Source organism: Paenibacillus sp. Y859, assembly GCF_056786405.1.
The window spans coordinates 119,233-140,736 of sequence record NZ_JBXCIZ010000003.1; the positions used below are offsets into that span (position 1 = coordinate 119,233).

20 protein-coding genes are annotated in these 21,504 nt (G+C 41.2%); 12 read left to right on the forward strand and 8 right to left on the reverse strand.

Annotated elements, in window-relative coordinates; all coding sequences use genetic code 11:
• Positions 1-239: 239 nt before the first annotated feature.
• On the reverse strand, positions 240-1,136 hold the full coding sequence (locus AC1TO8_RS09520) for an NAD(P)-dependent oxidoreductase (RefSeq protein ID WP_482055373.1): 897 nt from the start codon (positions 1,134-1,136) through the stop codon (positions 240-242).
• Between the two features lie 194 nt (positions 1,137-1,330).
• Here AC1TO8_RS09520 and AC1TO8_RS09525 point away from each other — a divergent pair, with 194 nt between their 5' ends.
• From AC1TO8_RS09525 to melA, 10 genes are all read left to right on the forward strand, one after another.
• On the forward strand, positions 1,331-2,686 hold the full coding sequence (locus tag AC1TO8_RS09525; protein ID WP_482055374.1) for a glucose-6-phosphate isomerase: 1,356 nt from the start codon (positions 1,331-1,333) through the stop codon (positions 2,684-2,686).
• Positions 2,687-2,837: 151 nt separating this feature from the next.
• A complete protein-coding gene (locus tag AC1TO8_RS09530; RefSeq protein ID WP_482055375.1) occupies positions 2,838-3,470 on the forward strand; it encodes a YigZ family protein in 633 nt (210 codons plus the stop codon).
• Between the two features lie 5 nt (positions 3,471-3,475).
• On the forward strand, positions 3,476-4,054 hold the full coding sequence (locus AC1TO8_RS09535; RefSeq protein ID WP_482055376.1) for a TetR/AcrR family transcriptional regulator: 579 nt from the start codon (positions 3,476-3,478) through the stop codon (positions 4,052-4,054).
• Between the two features lie 204 nt (positions 4,055-4,258).
• On the forward strand, positions 4,259-5,074 hold the full coding sequence (cysT, locus tag AC1TO8_RS09540) for a sulfate ABC transporter permease subunit CysT (RefSeq protein ID WP_482055377.1): 816 nt from the start codon (positions 4,259-4,261) through the stop codon (positions 5,072-5,074).
• The gene (locus tag AC1TO8_RS09545) at positions 5,071-5,868 is read left to right on the forward strand and encodes a sulfate ABC transporter permease subunit (protein ID WP_482055378.1); all 798 of its coding nucleotides are present in this window, start codon (positions 5,071-5,073) and stop codon (positions 5,866-5,868) included. The genes cysT and AC1TO8_RS09545 overlap by 4 nt, the downstream gene beginning before the upstream one ends.
• Position 5,869: 1 nt before the next feature.
• On the forward strand, positions 5,870-6,934 hold the full coding sequence (locus AC1TO8_RS09550; protein ID WP_482055379.1) for a sulfate/molybdate ABC transporter ATP-binding protein: 1,065 nt from the start codon (positions 5,870-5,872) through the stop codon (positions 6,932-6,934).
• Between the two features lie 66 nt (positions 6,935-7,000).
• The gene (locus AC1TO8_RS09555; RefSeq protein WP_482055663.1) at positions 7,001-8,011 is read left to right on the forward strand and encodes a sulfate ABC transporter substrate-binding protein; all 1,011 of its coding nucleotides are present in this window, start codon (positions 7,001-7,003) and stop codon (positions 8,009-8,011) included.
• A 430-nt stretch (positions 8,012-8,441) separates the two neighbouring features.
• Entirely contained in the window at positions 8,442-9,212 is a 771-nt protein-coding gene (locus tag AC1TO8_RS09560) for an MBL fold metallo-hydrolase (RefSeq protein ID WP_482055380.1), read from the forward strand.
• 14 nt (positions 9,213-9,226) lie between these two features.
• The gene (locus tag AC1TO8_RS09565) at positions 9,227-10,141 is read left to right on the forward strand and encodes an AraC family transcriptional regulator (RefSeq protein ID WP_482055381.1); all 915 of its coding nucleotides are present in this window, start codon (positions 9,227-9,229) and stop codon (positions 10,139-10,141) included.
• A gap of 121 nt (positions 10,142-10,262) precedes the next feature.
• Positions 10,263-11,771: an alpha-galactosidase gene (gene melA / locus AC1TO8_RS09570; RefSeq protein WP_482055382.1), complete on the forward strand. Its 1,509-nt coding sequence runs from the start codon at positions 10,263-10,265 to the stop codon at positions 11,769-11,771.
• Between the two features lie 203 nt (positions 11,772-11,974).
• On the opposite strand, the gene AC1TO8_RS09575 is transcribed toward melA, so the two are convergent.
• Complete coding sequence (locus AC1TO8_RS09575) at positions 11,975-12,556, reverse strand: NAD(P)H-dependent oxidoreductase (RefSeq protein ID WP_482055383.1); 582 nt, start codon at positions 12,554-12,556, stop codon at positions 11,975-11,977.
• Between the two features lie 119 nt (positions 12,557-12,675).
• Here AC1TO8_RS09575 and AC1TO8_RS09580 point away from each other — a divergent pair, with 119 nt between their 5' ends.
• Together AC1TO8_RS09580 and AC1TO8_RS09585 are read left to right on the forward strand one after the other, a co-directional pair.
• Positions 12,676-13,683 carry an AraC family transcriptional regulator gene (locus tag AC1TO8_RS09580; protein WP_482055384.1) on the forward strand — a complete coding sequence of 336 codons (1,008 nt, stop codon included), beginning with the start codon at positions 12,676-12,678 and terminating at the stop codon, positions 13,681-13,683.
• An 82-nt stretch (positions 13,684-13,765) separates the two neighbouring features.
• A complete protein-coding gene (locus tag AC1TO8_RS09585) occupies positions 13,766-14,851 on the forward strand; it encodes a site-2 protease family protein (protein WP_482055385.1) in 1,086 nt (361 codons plus the stop codon).
• A gap of 104 nt (positions 14,852-14,955) precedes the next feature.
• Here AC1TO8_RS09585 and AC1TO8_RS09590 read toward each other — a convergent pair whose 3' ends face one another.
• From AC1TO8_RS09590 to AC1TO8_RS09615, 6 genes are all read right to left on the reverse strand, one after another.
• The gene (locus tag AC1TO8_RS09590) at positions 14,956-15,756 is read right to left on the reverse strand and encodes a Cof-type HAD-IIB family hydrolase (RefSeq protein WP_482055386.1); all 801 of its coding nucleotides are present in this window, start codon (positions 15,754-15,756) and stop codon (positions 14,956-14,958) included.
• Positions 15,757-16,021: 265 nt separating this feature from the next.
• A complete protein-coding gene (locus tag AC1TO8_RS09595) occupies positions 16,022-17,104 on the reverse strand; it encodes a GerAB/ArcD/ProY family transporter (RefSeq protein WP_482055387.1) in 1,083 nt (360 codons plus the stop codon).
• A 52-nt stretch (positions 17,105-17,156) separates the two neighbouring features.
• Positions 17,157-17,390 (reverse strand): hypothetical protein, encoded by a 234-nt coding sequence (locus AC1TO8_RS09600; RefSeq protein ID WP_482055388.1) that lies wholly within the window; start codon positions 17,388-17,390, stop codon positions 17,157-17,159.
• Positions 17,391-17,409: 19 nt separating this feature from the next.
• Positions 17,410-18,510 carry a GerAB/ArcD/ProY family transporter gene (locus AC1TO8_RS09605; RefSeq protein ID WP_482055389.1) on the reverse strand — a complete coding sequence of 367 codons (1,101 nt, stop codon included), beginning with the start codon at positions 18,508-18,510 and terminating at the stop codon, positions 17,410-17,412.
• A gap of 25 nt (positions 18,511-18,535) precedes the next feature.
• On the reverse strand, positions 18,536-19,732 hold the full coding sequence (locus AC1TO8_RS09610; RefSeq protein WP_482055390.1) for a Ger(x)C family spore germination protein: 1,197 nt from the start codon (positions 19,730-19,732) through the stop codon (positions 18,536-18,538).
• A gap of 3 nt (positions 19,733-19,735) precedes the next feature.
• Complete coding sequence (locus AC1TO8_RS09615; protein WP_482055391.1) at positions 19,736-21,340, reverse strand: spore germination protein; 1,605 nt, start codon at positions 21,338-21,340, stop codon at positions 19,736-19,738.
• Between the last annotated feature and the right edge of the window lie 164 nt (positions 21,341-21,504).

A 21,504-nucleotide genomic window follows, 5' to 3' on the forward strand; every position in this document is an offset into this window, starting at 1 on the left:
ATTATAGGTAACACAATTATAATTCAATCAACGAATGTGCATTGAAAAAAAGGGTAGGCCCGGAGGTAACTTCGGGCATACCCTTTTTACTACAATTACTAAACTAGGTCCTACTTTCAATGGAAGTTCAAAAAGTCGGCTTTTCAGCACCGGAAAGACCGGCTGAATTCAATCTTCGATGTCGAATACGCTTCTTGGTAACCTTCGTGATCAAAAGATGACTTTTTGAACAACCTCTTTTAGAGCGGTTTGCCTGCGATGGTATGTCCGATCCATGCTTCATAGCACTTCACAACGGCAGAGAGATCTTCTTCACCGAAGCCTTCGCTTTGCCCCGTTTGGAATAAGCTTTTTGCTAGGTTTAGCATAGGTGTAGGAAGACCAATAGAATCGGTAAGTGAAGAAGCGAGTTTAAGGTCCTTCAGCATGAGCTGCAGCGAGAATTGATTACTGAAGTCATGGTCGATTATCTTGCGACCTTTGAGATCAGCAGCTTTACTTCCTGCAGACCCTAGCTGAAGTAGTTCTAAGAAGGTATCCGCTGGAATGCCTGCTTTCGAAGCTATGGACAATCCTTCAACTAAGGCTAGGTTGTTGATACCGACCATCGTATTATGAGCTAATTTAGCTACTGCTCCGCTTCCATTGGGTCCCATATGGAGTACTTTTTTACCAAGTGTATCGAATATGTCTGATTCCTGGGCGATGATATCAGCACTGCCTCCGATCATGAAGACAAGTGTTCCATCGATGGCTGCCGGTTTGCTACCTGTAACAGGAGCGTCTAGAAAATGGCCACCACGTTCGTTTACTTCGGTAGCTAATTGTTTGACGAGTTCTGGTGAAATCGTACTGGAGTCAATTACGATGTGACCACTCTGAATGGATTGCAGAATACCGTCTTCACCGTAATAAATGCTGCGGATTGAATCGTCATTACTCACCATGGTGATCACGACGTTGTGACCGATAGTAGCTTCACGTGGGGTTGATGCTAAAGCGGCACCCTGTTCTATTAGGGACTGGCATTTGGAAGCGGTGCGATTATAGACCGTAACCTCGAAGCCTTTGTTAATGAGATTGGATGCCATTGGTAAACCCATGGTGCCAAGTCCTATAAAGCCGATCTTTTTCACACAAATCATCCTCTCAATCTGATGTAATAAACTTCATTTATATTAACATGAGACGTTGGTACAATCCATTAATAGCACATATAAGTTGTAATGATGTAGCGTATAATCTTGCCAGTGGTAGCATTTTGAAGTATTCTAATCTAAAGCAGTTCTAGAGAGTATAAGAAAAAAAAATCAGGAGGTTACCATTACCTATGTCTAAGAATATCCATTTTGACTACAGTAAAGCCCTTTCTTTTATCAATCAACATGAAATCGATTATTTGGCGGAACCGATCAAGCTTGCTCATGAGCAATTGCATAACGGGACCGGAGTTGGATCTGATTCCCTAGGGTGGATCGATCTACCAACACAGTATGACAAGGAAGAGTTCGCACGCATTCAGAAAGCTGCTAGCAAAATTCAAAGTGACTCGGATGTACTGATCGTAATCGGTATTGGCGGTTCCTACCTAGGCGCTAGAGCAGCTATTGAAGCACTCTCCCATTCTTTCTACAATATGCTTCCTAAAGACAAACGCAAAACGCCTGAGATTTATTTCGCAGGTAACAATATTAGCTCAACGTATGTTACGCATCTTTTAGATTTGGTGGAGGGGAAAGATTTCTCCGTCAATGTTATTTCTAAATCGGGTACAACAACTGAACCGGCAGTGGCATTCCGTATTTTCCGTGCTGCTCTTGAAGAAAAGTATGGTAAAGAGGAAGCGCGTAGACGTATTTATGCTACAACGGACAAAGAAAAAGGCGCACTCAAGAACCTGGCTAATGAAGAGGGGTATGAATCTTTCATTATTCCAGATGATATAGGTGGACGTTTCTCTGTTCTAACAGCGGTTGGATTGTTACCGATTGCTACAGCAGGTATTCAAATTGAAGACATGATGCAAGGTGCGGCAGACGCATCTAAGGAATTCAGTAATCCGAATGTGGCTGACAATCTGAGTTACCAATATGCAGCTGTTCGTAACGCGTTATACCGTAAAGGTAAAGCGATTGAAATTCTTGTGAACTATGAGCCATCTCTACACTATGTATCAGAGTGGTGGAAGCAACTATTCGGTGAAAGTGAAGGTAAAGACTACAAGGGAATCTATCCTGCTTCAGTCGACTTCTCAACCGATCTACATTCGATGGGGCAATTTATTCAAGAAGGTAGCCGTAATATATTTGAAACCATTATTCAAGTAGAAGAAGTGGCTGAACATATTACGATTGAGAGTGATCCTAACGATTTGGATGGACTGAATTTCTTGGCAGGCAAGACGATGGACTTCGTGAACAAGAAAGCATTCCAAGGTACGATGCTTGCTCATACAGATGGACAAGTGCCTAACCTGATTGTAACTATTCCGAATATGACACCATATTCTTTTGGATACCTAGTATATTTCTTTGAAAAGGCAGTCGCAATCAGTGGATATTTACAAGGTGTTAATCCATTTGATCAACCAGGTGTTGAAGCTTATAAGAAGAACATGTTCGCATTGCTTGGCAAACCAGGTTATGAGAAAGAAAAGGCTGAATTAGAAGCTAGACTTACTGAGTAAGTTATAGCCTTTATCGTTGATGTAGAATAAGCGCATATATCTAAGAAGCAGTTCACCGGTTGCACCATATTCGGGGAACTGCTTTCTTGAAATATACAAATGTTAGGATTCGTCCCGATTCAACTTAGTGATGATATAGGGAAGTGTTATTATGAATGAGAGTTATAAGACTGTAAGAGGGTCAGGATCTAAAGAAATCGTCATCAAGAAGTCAAGATTCATTGGGCATATTATGCCTGTTACGACTGAATCTGAAGCTACTTCATTTATAGAAGATATTAAGAAGAAACACTGGAATGCAACGCATAACTGTTCCGCCTACATGATCGGTGAGAGAAATGAGATTCAGAAGCAATCGGATGATGGCGAACCAAGCGGTACAGCAGGCAAGCCGATTCTAGAAGTGATCCGTAGTCAAGGATTAAGGAATGTTGCGATTGTAGTTACTCGTTACTTCGGTGGGATTATGTTAGGGGCAGGTGGCTTGATCCGGGCATATACAGATGGAGCCGTCATAGCGATTGAATCCGGAGAGCCGATCACTCGCATTTTACATCAGCAAGTGTTTGTAGAAGTAGATTATACATGGCTAGGCAAGATAGAGAATGAACTGCGTAACCGCGAGGTTAGGACAGGGGAAACTTACTTTACAGAAAAGGTCATGCTGACATGTTTTCCAAAGAATAATGAAGTGGAGCAGTTCAAGCTGTGGATGACTGACTTCACACAAGGTCAATCTCTGATATCAGATGGAGAACAGCTTTATTTTATTGAAGGGGAATAATGTCTATGGCAAGAAGAGCAGTGGCGCAGGAGTTATCGAGAGAACGGATATTAGAAGCAGCTCGACATTTATTTATTACTAAAGGATACCGGGCGATTTCAATGCGAAGTATAGGTCAGCATCTTGGTTATAGTCATGGGTCATTATATTATCATTTTAAAGAAAAAGCCGAGTTATTCTATGCGATTGTAGTTGAAGACTTCGGCCATCTTGCTCATCGTATGATTCAAGCCACTGGGGTACAGGGAACAGAAGAATTATCGAAAATGGAATATCTGTTGATGGAATTTATTTCATTTGGTATGGACCATCCACATCAATATGAGATTATGTTTATGATTCGTGATGAGGAATTATTATCCTACTGCCGTACGGAACAGGGGCGTTGCTTCGAATTGTTCACGACGATTGTTCTTAGCTACTTACAAGAAGAGGGTGTTGAGGAGCAATCCAAGGCGTTAGCTCGGGCTTTGTTTCTGTCCCTGCATGGTTTCATTTCTTATTATATTCAGGATCGGATGACCTTTGAAGAAGTGCAACCTATGGCGCTCTCGCATGTAAAGTTTCTTTGTCGGAGTGTATAACGAAAACTTAACTAGGCTTCAGAATAAGCGAATGAGAGCTTATTCTGAAGCCTTTTTTTGATGCTAACAATAAATGTATTGACGGATATAGCCATTTGTTGATAAAGTACTGTTATGTTAAACCAAGTACTTTAATGGGAATTCTTTTATTAGACAAAGAATAAGCCGACCAATACAAATATTGGAGGCAGGGGGCGAATAATAGTGAACACTATATTGAGGCATAAGGGATGGATTTGGGGATTTCGAAGTACGGTTTTACTTTATTTCATAATATTAATTATGTTGCCTCTATTAGGTGTTTATTTCAATTCGTTCTCTCTTGGATGGGCAACATTTATTGAGAGTGTCAGCGATCCTATCGCATGGAAAGCTATTCTATTAACACTGAAGCTAGCTATTATATCAACAATAATTAATGTCGTTATAGGAACGATGATCGCATGGGTCATGCACAGATATGAATTTTTCGGTAAATCGTTCTTGAACAGTCTGGTAGATCTTCCGTTCGCATTACCTACTGCTGTAGGGGGGCTTATGATATTGCTACTCTTAGGTCCTGGTAGTTTGATTGGATCGTTAGCTGAATCATTAGGATTTGAAATTGTATTCCATCAGCCTGCAATTGTAATTGCAATGGTATTTGTTACGTTTCCTTTTGTTATTCGAGCGGTACAGCCGCTGTTAGAGGAGATTGATCCTACAGAGGAAGAAGCCGCGTATACGATGGGCGCCACAGGATTGCGAGTATTTCACAAAGTTCTACTGCCTTCGATGGCACCAGGAATTATCAGTGGAGGTATGCTTGCATTCTCCAGAGCACTGGCTGAGTTCGGAGCTGTTGTATTAGTAGCTGGAAATATTCCAGGTCGAACATTAGTTGCCTCCGTTTATATATTTGGTGAGGTAGAGAGTGATAATGCGATCGGAGCTGCGGCTGTGTCTATTATTTTGTTAACCTTATCCTTCTCTATACTGTGGGTCATTAATTTGGTGCAGATGAGAGGGAGAAGATCATGAGGAAATGGTTGATAGGACTGACCTATGCTGTATTCACGATATTAATTATTATCCCTTTGATCAAAATGACGACAGGTGCTTTTAGCGAAGGGTTCAGTGGTTTGACAAATGCTCTAATTAGACCAGAGGCCTTGCATGCATTGATGATGACTGGCTTGATCGTCGTAATCGTCACATGTATCAACACGTTCTTCGGAGTGATGATGGCCATTTACTTAGTTAGAAGTGATTGGCTTAGTAATAAGGTTAAGGGATTCTTAAATAGCGTAGTTGATCTTCCATATGCCGTTTCTCCTGTTATTGGAGGATTAATGATTGTACTGCTGATGGGACCTGAAAGTATTATGGGTACTTTCTTTGAAAATATTGGATTTCGGGTAGTATATGCCTTCCCTGGCATGATCATTGCTACATTGTTCGTCACGTTTCCTTTGATGGTTCGCGAGGTGATGCCGGTACTACAAGAGATAGGATCTCAACAGGAAGAAGCTGCTTCTACACTTGGTGCATATCGATGGAGAACATTCTGGAAGGTGACATGGCCTTCCATTCAGTGGGCAGTTCTATATGGTGTTGTTCTAACGGTCGCTCGTTCACTTGGTGAATTCGGTGCAGTTCTTGTTGTATCAGGTAATATTATGAATAAAACTCAAACGGCAACTACGTTGGTCTATCAGGATGTGGAGAATTTCAATGTGGTGGCAGCAAATAGTGTAGCTTTGGTACTTGCGGCTACATCGGTGGGATTATTACTCGTGATGGAATGGACGAAGAAAAGAAAGGGCGTGTCCTAATATGCATATTGAAGTTCGTAATTTGAATAAACACTTTGGAGACTTCCATGCGGTAAAGGACGTTAGTTTTGAAATAGAGAAAGGACATCTGATCGGACTGTTGGGACCGAGTGGCGGCGGGAAAACGTCGATATTAAGAATGCTGGCGGGTCTTGAGCATCTCGATTCCGGTGAAATTCGTTTTCATGGAGAGTTAGTGAATGAATTACCTCCGCAGGAGCGTGGGATCGGATTTGTATTTCAGAATTATGCCCTATTCAAGCATATGACGGTATTTGAGAATATCGCCTTTGGTCTGAAAGTGAAGAAGATACCCCATGCCAAAGTGAAGGAACGGGTTATGGAATTGGTCGAATTGACAGGTCTTAAGGGATTCGAGAAGCGTTATCCTCATCAATTATCGGGTGGACAACGACAACGGGTAGCCTTTGCACGTGCATTAGCACCTGAACCGCAGCTGTTGCTGTTGGATGAACCCTTCGCAGCTATTGATGCTAAGATTCGCCAGGAGCTACGCACGTGGCTTAAGGACTTAATTGAACGGGTAGGGATCACCTCGATATTTGTTACACATGATCAAGATGAAGCGATCGAAGTAGCGGATGAGATTATGATCATTAATCATGGTCGTGTTGAACAGAAAGGAACGCCGTGGGATATTTATAAAGAACCGAAGACACCATTCGTGGCGACATTTATCGGGGAGTCTACTGTCATTGAAGATGCCTCTGAATTGAAAGGCTTCGAAGAGGCGGGAAGGTCTCCAGGAACACGCGCGCTCATTCGTCCAGAATATATTGAAGTAGGCCATAAGAATGAGTTCATCCTACTCTCTGCTACAGAACAGGGAATCATTCGACATTTACATTTTCGTGGAAGTCAGTGGCTTGTGGAGGTAGAAGTGGGCGGGCATAAGCTGAGTACTTATCGTTCATTAGAGAAAGAAACGTTAAGTATAGGGGAAGAAGTTCGGGTATTGGTTCACCGAGCCTATTTGTTCAATGACGAGCGTAGCTGGATTATGGAGAACAAGTTAAAAGAAGATCCAATGCCGATGATGATATAGTAGGAAATGGAGGGGTTAAAGGTGACAAGGGGATTAAGTATTCGCAAAATAGGTTTGAGTATGCTAATGATGATTTCAATTATTGCTGTCGGTTGTAGTAAAGACTCTGCATTTGATCCAAATCAACCAACTGTACCAGCAGGTGAGATGACCCTTGTCATCGGTGCTTATAGCGTAGCTAAGGATGCATTAACGGAAATCTTACCTCATTTCCAGCAGGAGTGGGAACAAAAGACAGGTCAGATCGTCAAGTTTCAAGAGTCTTATGAAGCTTCTGGAACACAAGCACGTGCCATTGCAGGTGGGTTCGAAGCAGATGTGACCCTACTAGCGATGGAAGGGGATATAGAAAAGTTAATTAGAGCTAATCTATTGGACGCAAGCTGGAAGAACAAGCCTGAGAGCGGCATGGTGAGCCGATCGATTGTGGTGCTGGGTACTCGAGAGGGAAATCCATTAGGAATTCAAGATTTCACCGATCTAACGAAGCCAGGGGTCAAGGTGGTATATCCCAATCCGAAGACTTCTGGTGGAGCACAATGGGATATTAATGCTCTTTATGGAGCAGGACTAAAGTTGTCTGAGCAGCAGGGAAAGAAAGATCCAGAATCAGCTAAGCAATTTCTTGAACAGGTACATCACAATATTGAGTCGCTAGATAAAAGTGGTAGATCATCCATGGCGGCGTTTGAATATGGTGTTGGAGACGTCATTGTTACCTACGAGAATGAACTGCGGGCTCGTATTGCGAAGGGTGTGAAATATGATATCGTTGTTCCCACAAATACGATACTTATCGAGAATCCAGCGGCAGTGGTCAGTAAGTATGCGGATAAGCATGGTACACGTGAGGTGGCGGAAGCCTTCGTGGAGTACTTATGGAGTGAAGATGCGCAAAGAATCTTTGCAAAGCATGGATTCCGTTCAGTGAATGAAGTAGTATACAATGAGAACAAAAGTGAATTTCCAATACCAGAAGGACTATTCGATATTGAATATCTCGGTGGATGGGAACATGTACGTGAAACGATATACTCTAAGCGTGGTGTATGGTATCAGGTGCTTGCGGGACTGTGAAATAAATCATGTATTCAAGCTCCTATTTAACAGATGCAAGTCATCGGAATATAGCTAGTAGCGATGTTACCGGATTTGTCTCACGAATTTCCCCACCAAGGGCGCCGTAAGGTGTCCTTTTTTGCGTTAGAATATTTATGAATTATAATAGAACTATACATATACGCGTGAATTGTAATAGAAGTATAAATACGAGTTCAAAAAGTCAGCTTTTCAGCACTAAAGCGTATGCTTACGATGCTGCGTTTCTTCGAAACGCCTCAGAAGATTGGATGAAGATAGGGAGTGAGGAGCGGAGCGTAGGCAGTACCTACGTGAGCACCGGAAGGACCGGCTGAATTCAATATTCGATGTCGAATACGCTTCTTGGTATGCTTCGTGATCAAAAGATGACTTTTTGAACTTCCTCTTAGATAAGGAGAAGGTCATCATGGATAGATTAATGTTTCTAGGCACAGGCGACGCCATGGGCGTTCCACGGGTGTATTGCGGTTGTAACGTATGTATGGAAGCAAGGGAGAGTGGTGTGAACCGTAGACTTAGATCATCCGTTATGATTGAGGGGGAGTGGGGTTGTTTTCTCATTGATTGCGGACCTGATTGGCGTACTCAGATGGAAACACTAGGCTACCGAATGACGGAGAAAATTCTGATAACGCATGCTCATTTCGATCATATTGCTGGATTACCGGAGTGGGCTGATGCTTGTCGTTGGACAGGTAGAAAGGGTCAGTTGTATGCGCCAAACGAGGTTATAACAGCGATTTTGACTCAATTCCCTTGGTTGAACAATCAACTGGACATGATAGCTATAGACCATGGAATCCAACTGGGTGGATGGCAGATTATTGGTTGGAAGGTCTGTCATGGAAAGAACGGGTATTCGTATGCCTATCGGTTGGAGAAGGATGGGTATAGCTGGGCATACTGCTCGGATGCTATTAACCTTAGTTCTGAAGAGAAACAATTATTAGTTGGTTTGGACTTGCTGGTGCTAGGGACTAGCTTCTATTATGAAATGGCTGAATTCTCAACGCGTTCTGTGTATGATATGAAGGAGGCAGGACTGTTGTTGCAAGAGATTACGCCCCATAGAGTGATCTATACGCATATGTCTCATGATGTTGATCTGAATCAAGATTATCACCTTCCACCAGAAGTGACACTAGCACGTACGGGTTTGAGTGTTGATCTAATCTGAAAGGATGATCATTAGTGAATGGACATGGTTTATTTCCTGAGTTACTGATGGTTAAGGACTACCAACCAGAAATAAGTGCTTATTATTATAAAGAATGGAAAGGTTTCGAAATGTCATATCATACCCATGAGTCTGCAGAGATCATGTATGTTATGGACGGAGTCTGTTCCGTTGAGTTGTTGACTGAGAGGAAGAGTCATTCTGAAGTGACGCTAAAAAAGGGTGAATTTATCATTCTGAATGGCAATGTTCCTCATCGGTTATTAGTAGCGAATACATGTCGAATGCTTAATATAGAGTTTCGATTGACTACATCTAATGGCTTGTTTCCCTCTATGAAGCAATTAGCTGAGCAGGAGGAGTCCCTCGCTGCATTGTTTCATGACATGGATTCTTTCCTCGTACTACGTGAGTTTCATGATATTCATCATGTTCTTAGGAGTCTTGTGTTCGAGCTGGATGCTAGTTCAACGGGATTGGAGCCTATGGTCCAAATTTTACTTGCCCAGCTTCTTATTCGGATTGCTAGATTACATCAAGAGAACATGACTAAGGGGGCACTTGGTATACAGGGGAAGTATGTTCAACAATGCATACAGTACCTCCAACAGAATTATGATCGCAACGTTCAGATTCATGACATTGCCGAATCTATCAATTTACATCCGGGCTATCTACAACGGGTATTCAAGCTGAAGACGGGTACGTCCATTATGGCATATTTGAATACTTTTCGTATGGAGAAGACTCAGATGTTATTGCGGCAAACAGAAATTCCAATAGCTGACATTGCTGATTATGTTGGGATTAGTAGTCGCCAGTATCTACATATGATGTTTAAGAAATATACGGGCATGACACCTGTTGAATATCGTAAATCTTCTCCACCCGACGGTCAATTTGAAATCGAGAAAAGTGAGGATTGTTGACACCTTTCCAATAAAGAGGTAATGAATTTGATAACGTTTACTATAAGCGGGTTGATATAATCAATCTATCAGATAAACCTGATATTTCACCTTGAAATATACCTTGAAGGGAGCATTATCAATGTCATTTAAAATTGCATTTATTGGTGCAGGTAGTATAGGATTTACGCGTGGACTGTTGCGAGATATGCTGTCAGTTCCAGAATTCAATAATATTGAGGTTGCTTTTACTGATATTAATACACACAATTTGGACATGGTAACTGAGCTATGTCAAAGAGATATACGGGAGAATGGTCTTGATATTAAGATCCAATCATCGACAGATCGTAGAGCAGCGCTGAAAGATGCTAAGTACGTCATTTGTACGATCCGTGTGGGTGGACTTGAAGCATTTGCAACGGACGTAGATATCCCCTTGAAATATGGGGTTGATCAATGTGTAGGTGATACGCTTTGCGCAGGCGGGATCATGTATGGTCAACGTGGTATTCAGGAGATGTTAAATATTTGTAAAGATATCCGCGAGGTGGCAGCGGAAGATGTGCTTCTACTAAATTACGCCAATCCTATGGCAATGCTTACATGGGCTTGTAACAAGTATGGTGGGGTTAAAACCGTTGGTCTATGCCACGGTGTACAGGGTGGACATTCACAAATTGCGGAAGTATTCGGGTTAGACAAGAAAGAAGTCGATATTATTTGTGCAGGGATCAACCACCAAACTTGGTACGTACAAATTGGTCATAAAGGCGAAGATTTGACGGGTAAGTTGTTGGAAGCTTTTGAGAATCATGCTGATTTCAGTAGGACGGAAAAGGTTAGAATTGATATGTTACGTAGATTCGGCTATTACAGCACGGAGTCGAACGGACATTTAAGCGAATATGTACCTTGGTATAGAAAGCGCCCGAATGAGATTGAAGAATGGATTGATCTTGGAAATTGGATCAATGGAGAGACTGGTGGGTATCTACGTGTCTGTACAGAAGGACGTCATTGGTTCGAGACGGATTTCCCCAACTGGATGAAAGATACACCGCATGCTTATAAGCAAGAGAACCGCAGCGAAGAACATGGTTCGTATATAATAGAGGGACTTGAGACTGGCAGAGTATATCGTGGGCATTTCAATATGGTCAACAACGGTATAATTTCTAATCTGCCAGATGATGCTATTATTGAAGCACCAGGTTATGTGGATCGTAATGGTATCTCTATGCCTGTAGTGGGAGATCTTCCACTAGGACCAGCTGCTGTATGTAACGTGAGTATTTCGGTACAACGATTAGCAGTAGAGGCAGCCGTTCACGGTGATGATCAACTTCTTCGTCAGGCGTTCATGATGGATCCTCTAGTCGGGGCCGTTTGTAATCCTAAAGAGATATGGCAAATGGTCGATGAGATGCTCGTTGCTCAAGAAGCGTGGCTTCCGCAGTACGGTAAAGCGATCGAAGAATCGAAGGGACGCCTCGCCGCAGGCAACCTTATTCCAACGAAGGAAGGTTATCAAGGAGCAGCTCGCCTGAAGGTGAAAACAGTAGAAGAAATGCAACAGGATCGTGATGCAGCTAACAAGAATGCAGGCGAATCAGATAAAGGTAAGGATAGAGCTAAAGTACAGCAGTAATATCTCGTTGCAGTTGAATTAATTTAATAAAGAAAGAAAGGGAGTCTCTCCAAATGTCGAGATGAGTAAATGTCTGAACTTACTCTCGAACATAAAGGAGGACTCCCTTTGTTCATATTACAAACCATATTGAAGGAGCATATTCAACTCCAACCTTGTTAATTAATCAATTTATATGGATTCCAGCACGCATGAGTCAAATATCAAACAAATCGCGATCCAAGTTTTTGGATCTTGTCTAGCCATATGTTGCGACGATCTTCTGAGAAGGACTTAACCGAACCGATTTCGGTAATACGGACGGGATTCACACCGCAGAATTGTAGGGTTGCACGCTTCATGGCGCGATGACCAGCTTGTTTATAAACGAAGCGATTGTACCAAGAGGGAGTGTCCATCGTAACAATGAGATGAGCGGACTTTCCCTTTAGTAATTTGTCCCAAAGTAAGGAGTTTGGGCGATACTTGAAGGCGAAACCAGGTAGGAATACACGATCAATGAAACCCTTTAGAAGGGCAGGCATCGTGCCCCACCACGTAGGATAGACGAACACAAGGTGATCGGCCCAATGAATCGTCTCTTGTGCAACAATCAAATCCTCTTCGAGTTCCGTTCTCTGGTGATATCCATACCTAAGAATAGGATCAAACGAAATGCTGCCTAAGTCAATGACGCGAACCGTTGCTCCACTCTCTATTGCACCTTGAATATAAGCCTTTGATAATGCCGTGCAATAACTATCGGCATGAGGGTGCCCGATGATAATGGCAATATTGGAATTCATTGTGATACCTCCTTGAGTGTTGTTTAGTGCGGTATATAAATGATAAGCTGAAGGAAGTTGTAAGGATATGATGATATGCGCCAAAATTGTGTTCATTTGTGCTAAGGAGGCATTTCAAGTTGAGTCATTATGGTGTATCCGTATCCCTTCTTTATCCCCTAATCAAAACGCTTATGCTCAATGGATGCGATAAAGATACTCTTTTTAAACACGCATCTATGGATGCAAATCTTTTGGTAGATGCCGATGCTCGTATATCTGAGGAAGATTTCGAATATTTAAATGAGCTGGCTGCTACATTGATGAAGGATGACTTCTTTGGTTTACATCAAGGACAGAACTTGGATATTGCTGACTTGGGTATTGTGGGATACGTCATGTTGCATTCAGGCACTGTATCCCAAGCTTTGACGGCATACCAGAAGTATAATGTTATCGTATCTAATGATTACAGCCTGAACTGGACAGTGGAGGGGCAAGAGGTTATCATTCGGTTGCTATCTAAACATCAGATAAGACAATTTCCACGACATTGCGTAGAAGATATCATTAGCTCCATTTATCATTTGATGTTTAGATTAAGTTGTAAGAAGATTCCTATACGAGAGATTCACTTCCAACATTCCGCTCCAACTGAAGTAAACGAGTATCACTCCGTCTTAGGTATTACGCCACTGTTTGAACAAGAATATAATCTTATGCGTATAGGTAAAGAGGTGCTGGATTATCCGATACTTTACGCGGATACACGTTTACTGAGTACCTTTGAGACAGTTGCGGAGGAAGCCATAAATAAATTGACTCGTGGACAACAGTTATCTGATCAACTATATAAGTGGATCATTGAATGTATGTCATCTTTCACACCGACATTAGAAGAAACAGCAAAGGCATTTAATTTGAGTCCAAGGACGTTGCAAACCAAGTTGAAACAGGAGAATATGTCTTTTAACCGGTTAGTTAACACAGTTCGTAAAGAACTTGCGATAAGTTATTTAGCTAAACCAGAATATAGAGTGGGGGAGATCGCCTATCTTCTTCATTATTCGGAGCCTAGTGCATTCCAAAGCGCTTTTAAAAAGTGGACGGGGTTAACACCAGGGGAATATCGGGCTCAATCCGTTTAATTTACTGATCTTATGCCAAATGATACTATCGGGATACTACATATATTATATGTGAGCTTATTGTTCTGGAAATTTTCATAGAATGAAGGAGAGTAAACTTTTGCAGAAAACGGAGAAGAAAAAAGATTCACGGCTATGGTATCTGGGAAGTGTAGTGACGTTTATACTACTCAAAGGGAAGTCATTATTAGCGCTTCTGAAATTCGGTAAACTAGGTGGAGCTATATTCTCTATGGCAATTTCAATTGGTGCTTATGCGCTGATCTATCCATGGCAATTTGCTATCGGAATAGTGCTATTGTTATTCGTTCATGAGATGGGTCATGTGATCGCGGCTAAACAGAAGGGACTCCCAGTCTCAGCACCTTTGTTTATTCCCTTTCTTGGAGCGATGATTGCGATGAAGAAACATCCGCAAAATGCCAAGACGGAGGCTTATATCGCATTAGGTGGACCAGTACTAGGAACATTAGGGGCAATCGGTGTTTTTACGGCTGCTTATTATATGGATAGTCCGCTATTGTATTCATTAGCTTATGTTGGATTTTTTCTAAACCTGATAAACTTATTACCGATTCATCCACTAGATGGAGGACGGATTGCCACCGCGGTCTCACGTTGGTTATGGGTTGTAGGATTAATCGGTGGGTTAGGCGTTATTATTTATATGGGTTCCATTCTTTTCTTCATTATATGGGCATTATTTGCTTATGATTTGTATAAGAAGTACGTCAAGGGTAGGAAAAGAGATGTCATTGAGTCTGTATCAGCTACATTTGTAGTTCCTGTGGATCATCTCTACGCCCAAGGACATGTGATTCCTGGACCTGAGCATAAAAGAGACCTGCCCTTCATGACATATAGTCAACTTAAGGATCAACGACAGTATGTAAAGACGGAGTGGGTAAGCATGGATTTCAGAGGGAAAATCTCTATGCCTCAGCAGGGAATCATTAAGAGAGTCCACGTGACGGGGTTAGAGCATCAACACTTGCCAGAGGGATATCATGTCAAAGTAAACTGTAAGTTGGAATATTCTCGTTATGAGAATGACAGGTATTACGAAGTGTCACTCTCATCCCGCATTAAATTCGGGGTTAGTTATGCGTTACTTGCAGGCGTGTTGCTAGGAATGATGTTCATGGTTCATAGTGTAGGGAATATGTGACTATAATGAATAAAGGAGTTCATCATATGATGAACTCCTTTTTTACGGATCTATGATATATCAGTGTTCCAGAAAGCGATGGATGGTGTAGATAGACCACTCACCTACTCAACGTTCAACACAAACTTCTCAATGACATGCTGAATACCATCTTCATTATTGCTTAATGTTATATAGTCCGCTATTTCCTTGAGGGCATCAATTGAGTTCCCCATAGCGACACCTAGACCAGCGGCTTCTAGCATTTCGTGATCATTCCAAGAGTCGCCAATAGCGATTGTTTCCGAGAGATCCACGTTGAAATGATTGGCTAAAAAGGTCAGGGCATGACCTTTTGTACCTTCATGATGCATGATTTCCAGAAAGTGCGGTTTGGATTTGGTGATATGAACTTGATCTCCGAGCAATTCACGAAGGATCGGTGATATTTCATCCAAATAAGCTGGATCATCAATAATTAGCATTTTGGGTGTAGGTTGGTCTACTAATTTTCTGAAATCTGACTCAATAAAATATGGCGTCCCATTTAACGCACAATAATCGATCAGCTTTTGATTCTCTTCTCTTGCATATAGTTTATCATCAATATAGGTCTGGACATGTAAGTCATGCTCGATACAGTAATCAAATAGCTTGCGAGCAGCATCGGCTGGAACAAAGCGTTCGAATAGAACTTCTTCGTCTAGCAGATTCTTAATTAGAGCACCTTGATATGTAATAATAGGAACGTTTAGACCCGTCTGACGTGCGACGTTCTTTGCAGAGGCATAAGCCCGACCGGTAGCAAGGGTAACAACAACATCTTTAGCAATAGCTTGCTCGAGAGCTTTTTGTGTAGAAGGTAGTACCTCTTTATTATCGTTAATCAGCGTGTCATCGATATCGATAGCAATCAATTTGTACATGAGAATCTCTCCCTAAATATTATTATTATAATGCGGGTTCAAAAAGTCAGGTTTTCAGCACCGAGAAGATTGAAAGAAGCAAGGGAGTGAGGAGCGGAGCGTAGGCAGTACCTACGTGAGCACCGGAAGGACCGGCTGAATTCAATATTCGATGTCGAATAGGCCTCTTGCTAACCTTCGTGATCAAAAGATGACTTTTTGAACTACCTCTTATAGTGTGTCTATCTCTATTGTAATCTATTTCGCTTGTCATGTGCTCGTGGACCTAGCTTTTCTTGAAACTACCGATTATCCACAGTATTAAAGGGAACAAGAAACCCATTATCAACGCATGAATTGTCCAAATGGGTGTGAACTGATAGAAATAAGCATTACTAGGAAAAAGGACTTGGGAGAGGACAACCAGTATAATACTTATAGGAAATGTTAAGAAGCGGTATTCCTTGAAGTTGAATATGTGGGCAATACCCACAACGCATATATGAAATAATAGAGCTAATCTTATAAAAATCGTGATAAACCAAATCATTGCCATGATGCCTTCAATTCGGTCCAGAAATAATCCTACACTGATTTTTTTAGCTAAAGCGTAAGTTGGATAAGATAGACTTGCCGTATTTATTCCTAAACATAAAATGGTTAGCGTCGTAATCATGACCAGTAAGATTCCCCCGATAAAAATACCTGTAAATAAAGCCTTCCCGTTATTCTCCGTATGTTTAATAAACGGGAATAACATGATTAAAATAAAAGGCCCGGTAAAGGGATATGCGATAAGGGTGAGGGATGCATTTAGTATGGGTTTCATTCCATTCTCAAGCACTGGCTGAACATTATCAAAGTTGATTTGCGGGGAAACCATGACAAAGAAAAGAACGAAAAGAAAGATAATAAAGGGGAAAAGTATTTCTGCTGCACGTGCTAATGACTCGAGACCAAGTCGTACACCTAAGATAACCACAATGATGAAAATGATATAAACCGCTTGAATTGGAGTATACTCCAAAACTTCCGTAGTTATGAAATCTCCAATGTTTCGAAGTGTTAGTACCGCAACGAGGAATGGAAAAGTAATAATAAATAGAAGGACAACTACTTTTCCCAACCATTTGCTTAGAAGTTTCTCAATATACGACGTAAAGTTAGAGCGGGAGAAGCGTTTACCAAGATGAATGTACATGGGCAGAATCAATAAACTGACTGTGAGCGCCAGAACTGCTGCGATCCATGCATCTTGCTTTGCTTCAATGGCTAACAATCCAGGGATAATCAATATGGCGCTACCGATAATATACAAAGTGATCAATACTGAGAACTGACGTGAACTTATTTTTCCATTGTCTAACATAGTAACACATCCACCATTTCTGACGTTATTAACATCTTTAGTATTTCAGTTTTTAATTCAACCATATATGAACCATATCAGCTACTGGCTTGTAAACTGTTATCATCAAATCCAAAGGATTGGGAATCTTGAAATGAAGTGCTTGACCAATAGATAATACGGTTCCCAATAACAGAAGAATAGAGAATACCCATAGTTCCTTTATCAATTTCTTTCTTACAAGGGGGGGGACATCAATGGCAATGATTATAGCGACTACTACAAGAATCCCTGCTACAGATAACATGCGGATTACTCCTTCTTGTTCAAGTATTGTTCAATTTTTTAAGTTTTTTCGAAATATAATATATCCCTAACAATAATAATGGTAAGAGTAAACCATAAGTCATGTCAAAATACGGCCAGTATTGGGAAATCACTTTATTATAATAGGTTATATTGGGGGCAATGACCGATGAGAATACAATCATGAGCATACCTGTAGGTAAGGTTAACATGCGATATTCCTTTAATTTTAACAATTGTGCTAATCCCAGATTGAATATATAGAAATAAATAGTTACTTTTATAAAAGTGGTTAACAACCAGATAAGAGCTAATATGGATTCAACTCTTTCCAAAAAGTGACCGATGCTTATCCTCTTTGCTAAGGAATAAGTGGGATACAAACTTCTTGAGGTCAGCTCAGGACCGAGTACAAGAATAGAAATTACGATAATAATGAATAATACGATGCCACCTAACAGTGCACCATGTATAAACCCTCTTCTTACTTTTTGCACTTGTTTCACATAAGGGAATATCATCAATAGCACAACTAGCTCTACAAAGGGGAAGGTGATAGCTGAGAGAGAGCCGCGTAATACGGGCTTTATTCCATCTTCCAGAATAGGCAGTAATTTATCTAATTCTGCTTGTGGAGAAATGCAAATGACTAGTATGAGGAAGAACAGAATAACCCAGGGTAAGAACATTTCCCCTGTACGTCCAATGACCTCAAGACCCAATCGTACCGCCATGATCACAATAGAAATTAATAAGATTTGAATAATCTGAATTGGAGTTTCCTGCAACATTCCAATGGCTATAAAGTCACCAATCTCTCTTATAAATGCTACAGAAGTAAGAAAGGGGTAAATCAGAAACATCATAGACATGAATGTCCCAAACCATATACCTAAGATTTCCTGCATGGATTGAACCAGAGTCAAATGGGGGTATAGATTCCCCACTATACTGAAGATATAAACGGCTAATAAACCTACCAATATTCCAATCAAACAGGATATCCATGCATCTTGTTTGGCCTCGAATGTGGAGACAGAAGGTAACACCAGAATCGAATCACCAATGGTGAGTAGTATGACTAGAACGGTGAATTGACGAACGTTGATTTTATCTTTCACAGGCATACTTTTGTTTCACTCCATTTTACTCCTTTATCTTTTCAAGGAAAGAGTTAGACACTTTTCCCAAATGTTTAATCTTTGTATTAACCTTCACATGAATAGGTATCTTCATGAACGTTTGATCCCAATCTTGTTTCAGATTTTTCCAGGCCTTAGGATTAGAACGATGAATAACTTCGCCAAATCCGAAGATATCGACTTTGTAATCTTGTTGTACTCTATCAACGGTTTTCTCAATGGATTGTTCCGTCTTTCGGTTCGCCCATTTCTCCACTTCAGCAATGGTTTCCGTCTTTATCAGATCCAGATGGCATTGCATCTCTCCTACATTCGCTTCTGTAACCACCTCTATATCGATCCGCGGTCGTTCATCGACAATGCTACCTTTCACTTTCGTCTCTGAGCGAATAATTTTTAATGATATATTGCCTCCGTCGGGGCAAGTAACGTAGTTCATTGTATTGTGAATATGATTGTTAATATAGTTGTACGCTATACCTTCCTCTTCGGTTAACCAACCAATGAGCTTATCTTTTTTAAACACAGCTAAATTTGTATACTGTAGTTGAGCAGGAGACTTTACGAGCTCTACATTTTCCTTGCTTTCACCTATTTTCAGAGGCCCTTTGAGTTGAAGTCCTGCTAATACTGGGTGCTTACCTTCGCTCACAAGTTCAGATATAAGTGTATCCATGGTAACTTTTGTTGTGGATGCCCATTCTTTCTGAGATGTATCCAAGGTAGAAAACAAACTTGAGGAGGGTACTTTGTCAAGGTTTGTTAATACTGTTAATGTATCCTCGGCACTAGACCCCTTGGCTACAACAATGAGAAAGTCGTTTCGAGTTCCAGGATCTCGAGCAAAGAGATCAAGAGAGTTTCGTATTCCTTCTCTGGCTAATGATTCGCCAAGGACAAAAATTCGAAGATGTGAAAAGTAAATTCTACGAGGGCTAACCGTTGTTATTTTTCGTATGGCTTCTAGTACAGTAGTTCCGGTCGCTTGAAATAATGTGACCGGCGCTATGCCACTAGCCGATTTTCCGGAAACTTCGCCTGGCTCTGCAACTTGAATGGAAACTTTGTATTCATTCCCGGCTTTATCGATCCCCACTCCTACGGCAATAGCTAGTTCATTTAATTCCGTACGGCTCCAACAACCAGTGACGAATAAGCTTAAGACGATGCAAATACAAAGTAAGACTCTTTTATATTTCATAGGTCAACCTCCTGTATCGTCCTTTGGTTTTTGCGGAGGAGTACTTTGTTCCCGAATGACATCTTTCTTATTGATGAGCCGCGGGCGGGTAAACATTGCCCAACGGGGCATTCGAATAAGGGAATCCTTCATGTCCTCAAGGATAAATGGGGCAAACGGACTCATATAGGGGATCCCGAAAGAACGCAAGCTGCATAAGTGAAGTACTATGGCAATGACCCCAAGGATAACACCAAACATACCAAAAGATGCGGCAAGTGCCATCATAGGAAATCGTAGCATTCTGATTGTCATGGATATGTCGTAGGAAGGCAGGACGAAACTCGAAACTGCCGTTATGGCAATGACGATAACCATGGCCGCGGATACAATTCCGGCTTCAACTGCCGCTGATCCAATAACCAAAGTTCCTACGATGGATATCGATTGGGCTATGGCCTTGGGCATTCTTATGCTGGCTTCCCTCAAAATTTCAAACGATACCTCCATCATGAGTGCTTCAATGAATGCGGGTAGGGGCACACCCTCTCTTTGAGCTGCCAGACTAATCAGGAGTTGCGTTGGCAACATTTCCTGATGAAAAGTAGTGATGGCTAGAAATATAGATGGGCCTAGCAGAGAAATGAAAATACTGATAAAACGTAGAATACGAATAAGGCTACTAATGTCAGCACGCTGATAATAATCCTCAGCAGCCTGTATGAAAGAGTTAAATGTGACAGGAACGTTCAGAACTATCGGCGTTCCATCCACCAATATAGCAATTTTTCCCTCTAGCAGATTGGCAGCAACAACATCGGGGCGTTCTGTATGATAAACTGTCGGAAACGGTGTGTAAGTTTCTTCCTGAATCAATTCTTCAATATAGCCGCTTTCTAAAATCCCGTCGATATCGATTCGATCTAATCGACGATGTAGTTCTTCCACGGTATGGTCGTCCACAATCCCTTTGATGTACATGATCGCCACATCGGTTTTGGTGACTCTACCGATTTCTTTTGTTTCCATCCAAAGACGGGGATCTCTTATTTTTCGACGGATTAATGCGGTATTGGTACGGATGTTTTCAGAGAAACCTTCCTTTGGTCCCCGGATGACGGTTTCCGTAGTCGTCTCCGTCACACCACGATCCTTCCACCCGCGCATACCGAGGGTAAAGCCTTTATCATATCCATCTAATAAGAGAATAGCATCACCTGATAAGATGGATTTCAACACAGGTTCGAATTCCTCAACATCCTTGACCTCTCCAACGGTTAGAAATTTATCTTTTATTAGCTGAAAGGCATCTTCATTAGAAGGTCTACTTTCAATCGAGTTTGTATCATGGAAATCCAACATGAGCGATTCCATAATGAAATTCTGAATCATTTGTGAATCTGCCAAACCGTCTGTATAGAAGATGGCTGCTTTGAGCTGTCGTGTCGGACCGATCTGAATTTCTCTAATAATGATGTCGGTGCTATTTCCAAGCGTACTCTTTATATGTTGAATATTTTCTTGTAGGGTTGTGTTTAACCGCTCTTTATGTAATTCCTCAGTTGAATCCGAATGTTCTTGTAGGGATCCGTTAAATATCTTTGTGATGATCCGTGTGAATAAGTTCATAGGTTGAATTCCTTTCTAAAGCTGCTATATATAGGTATCTCCAAAATGCTCTGCACGTATACCGTAAATATTGGAACGTTTAATTAAAACCATTATTTCTATTTACACCGAAACGATTGTTCATATAAACTAGATAGTGTGTTACAGAATAAACCAATTTGTAA

Coding starts and splice junctions, on each gene's coding strand:
- AC1TO8_RS09545 (WP_482055378.1), top strand. CDS start 5,071: ATGAGGAAATGGTTGATAGGACTGACCTATGCTGTATTCACGATATTA.
- AC1TO8_RS09555 (WP_482055663.1), top strand. CDS start 7,001: ATGATGATTTCAATTATTGCTGTCGGTTGTAGTAAAGACTCTGCATTT.
- AC1TO8_RS09575 (WP_482055383.1), bottom strand. CDS start 12,556: ATGAATTCCAATATTGCCATTATCATCGGGCACCCTCATGCCGATAGT.
- AC1TO8_RS09525 (WP_482055374.1), top strand. CDS start 1,331: ATGTCTAAGAATATCCATTTTGACTACAGTAAAGCCCTTTCTTTTATC.
- AC1TO8_RS09590 (WP_482055386.1), bottom strand. CDS start 15,756: ATGTACAAATTGATTGCTATCGATATCGATGACACGCTGATTAACGAT.
- AC1TO8_RS09560 (WP_482055380.1), top strand. CDS start 8,442: ATGGATAGATTAATGTTTCTAGGCACAGGCGACGCCATGGGCGTTCCA.
- AC1TO8_RS09615 (WP_482055391.1), bottom strand. CDS start 21,340: ATGAACTTATTCACACGGATCATCACAAAGATATTTAACGGATCCCTA.
- AC1TO8_RS09550 (WP_482055379.1), top strand. CDS start 5,870: ATGCATATTGAAGTTCGTAATTTGAATAAACACTTTGGAGACTTCCAT.
- AC1TO8_RS09585 (WP_482055385.1), top strand. CDS start 13,766: ATGAAGGAGAGTAAACTTTTGCAGAAAACGGAGAAGAAAAAAGATTCA.
- AC1TO8_RS09595 (WP_482055387.1), bottom strand. CDS start 17,104: ATGTTAGACAATGGAAAAATAAGTTCACGTCAGTTCTCAGTATTGATC.
- melA (WP_482055382.1), top strand. CDS start 10,263: ATGTCATTTAAAATTGCATTTATTGGTGCAGGTAGTATAGGATTTACG.
- AC1TO8_RS09600 (WP_482055388.1), bottom strand. CDS start 17,390: ATGTTATCTGTAGCAGGGATTCTTGTAGTAGTCGCTATAATCATTGCC.
- AC1TO8_RS09535 (WP_482055376.1), top strand. CDS start 3,476: ATGGCAAGAAGAGCAGTGGCGCAGGAGTTATCGAGAGAACGGATATTA.
- AC1TO8_RS09530 (WP_482055375.1), top strand. CDS start 2,838: ATGAATGAGAGTTATAAGACTGTAAGAGGGTCAGGATCTAAAGAAATC.
- AC1TO8_RS09610 (WP_482055390.1), bottom strand. CDS start 19,732: ATGAAATATAAAAGAGTCTTACTTTGTATTTGCATCGTCTTAAGCTTA.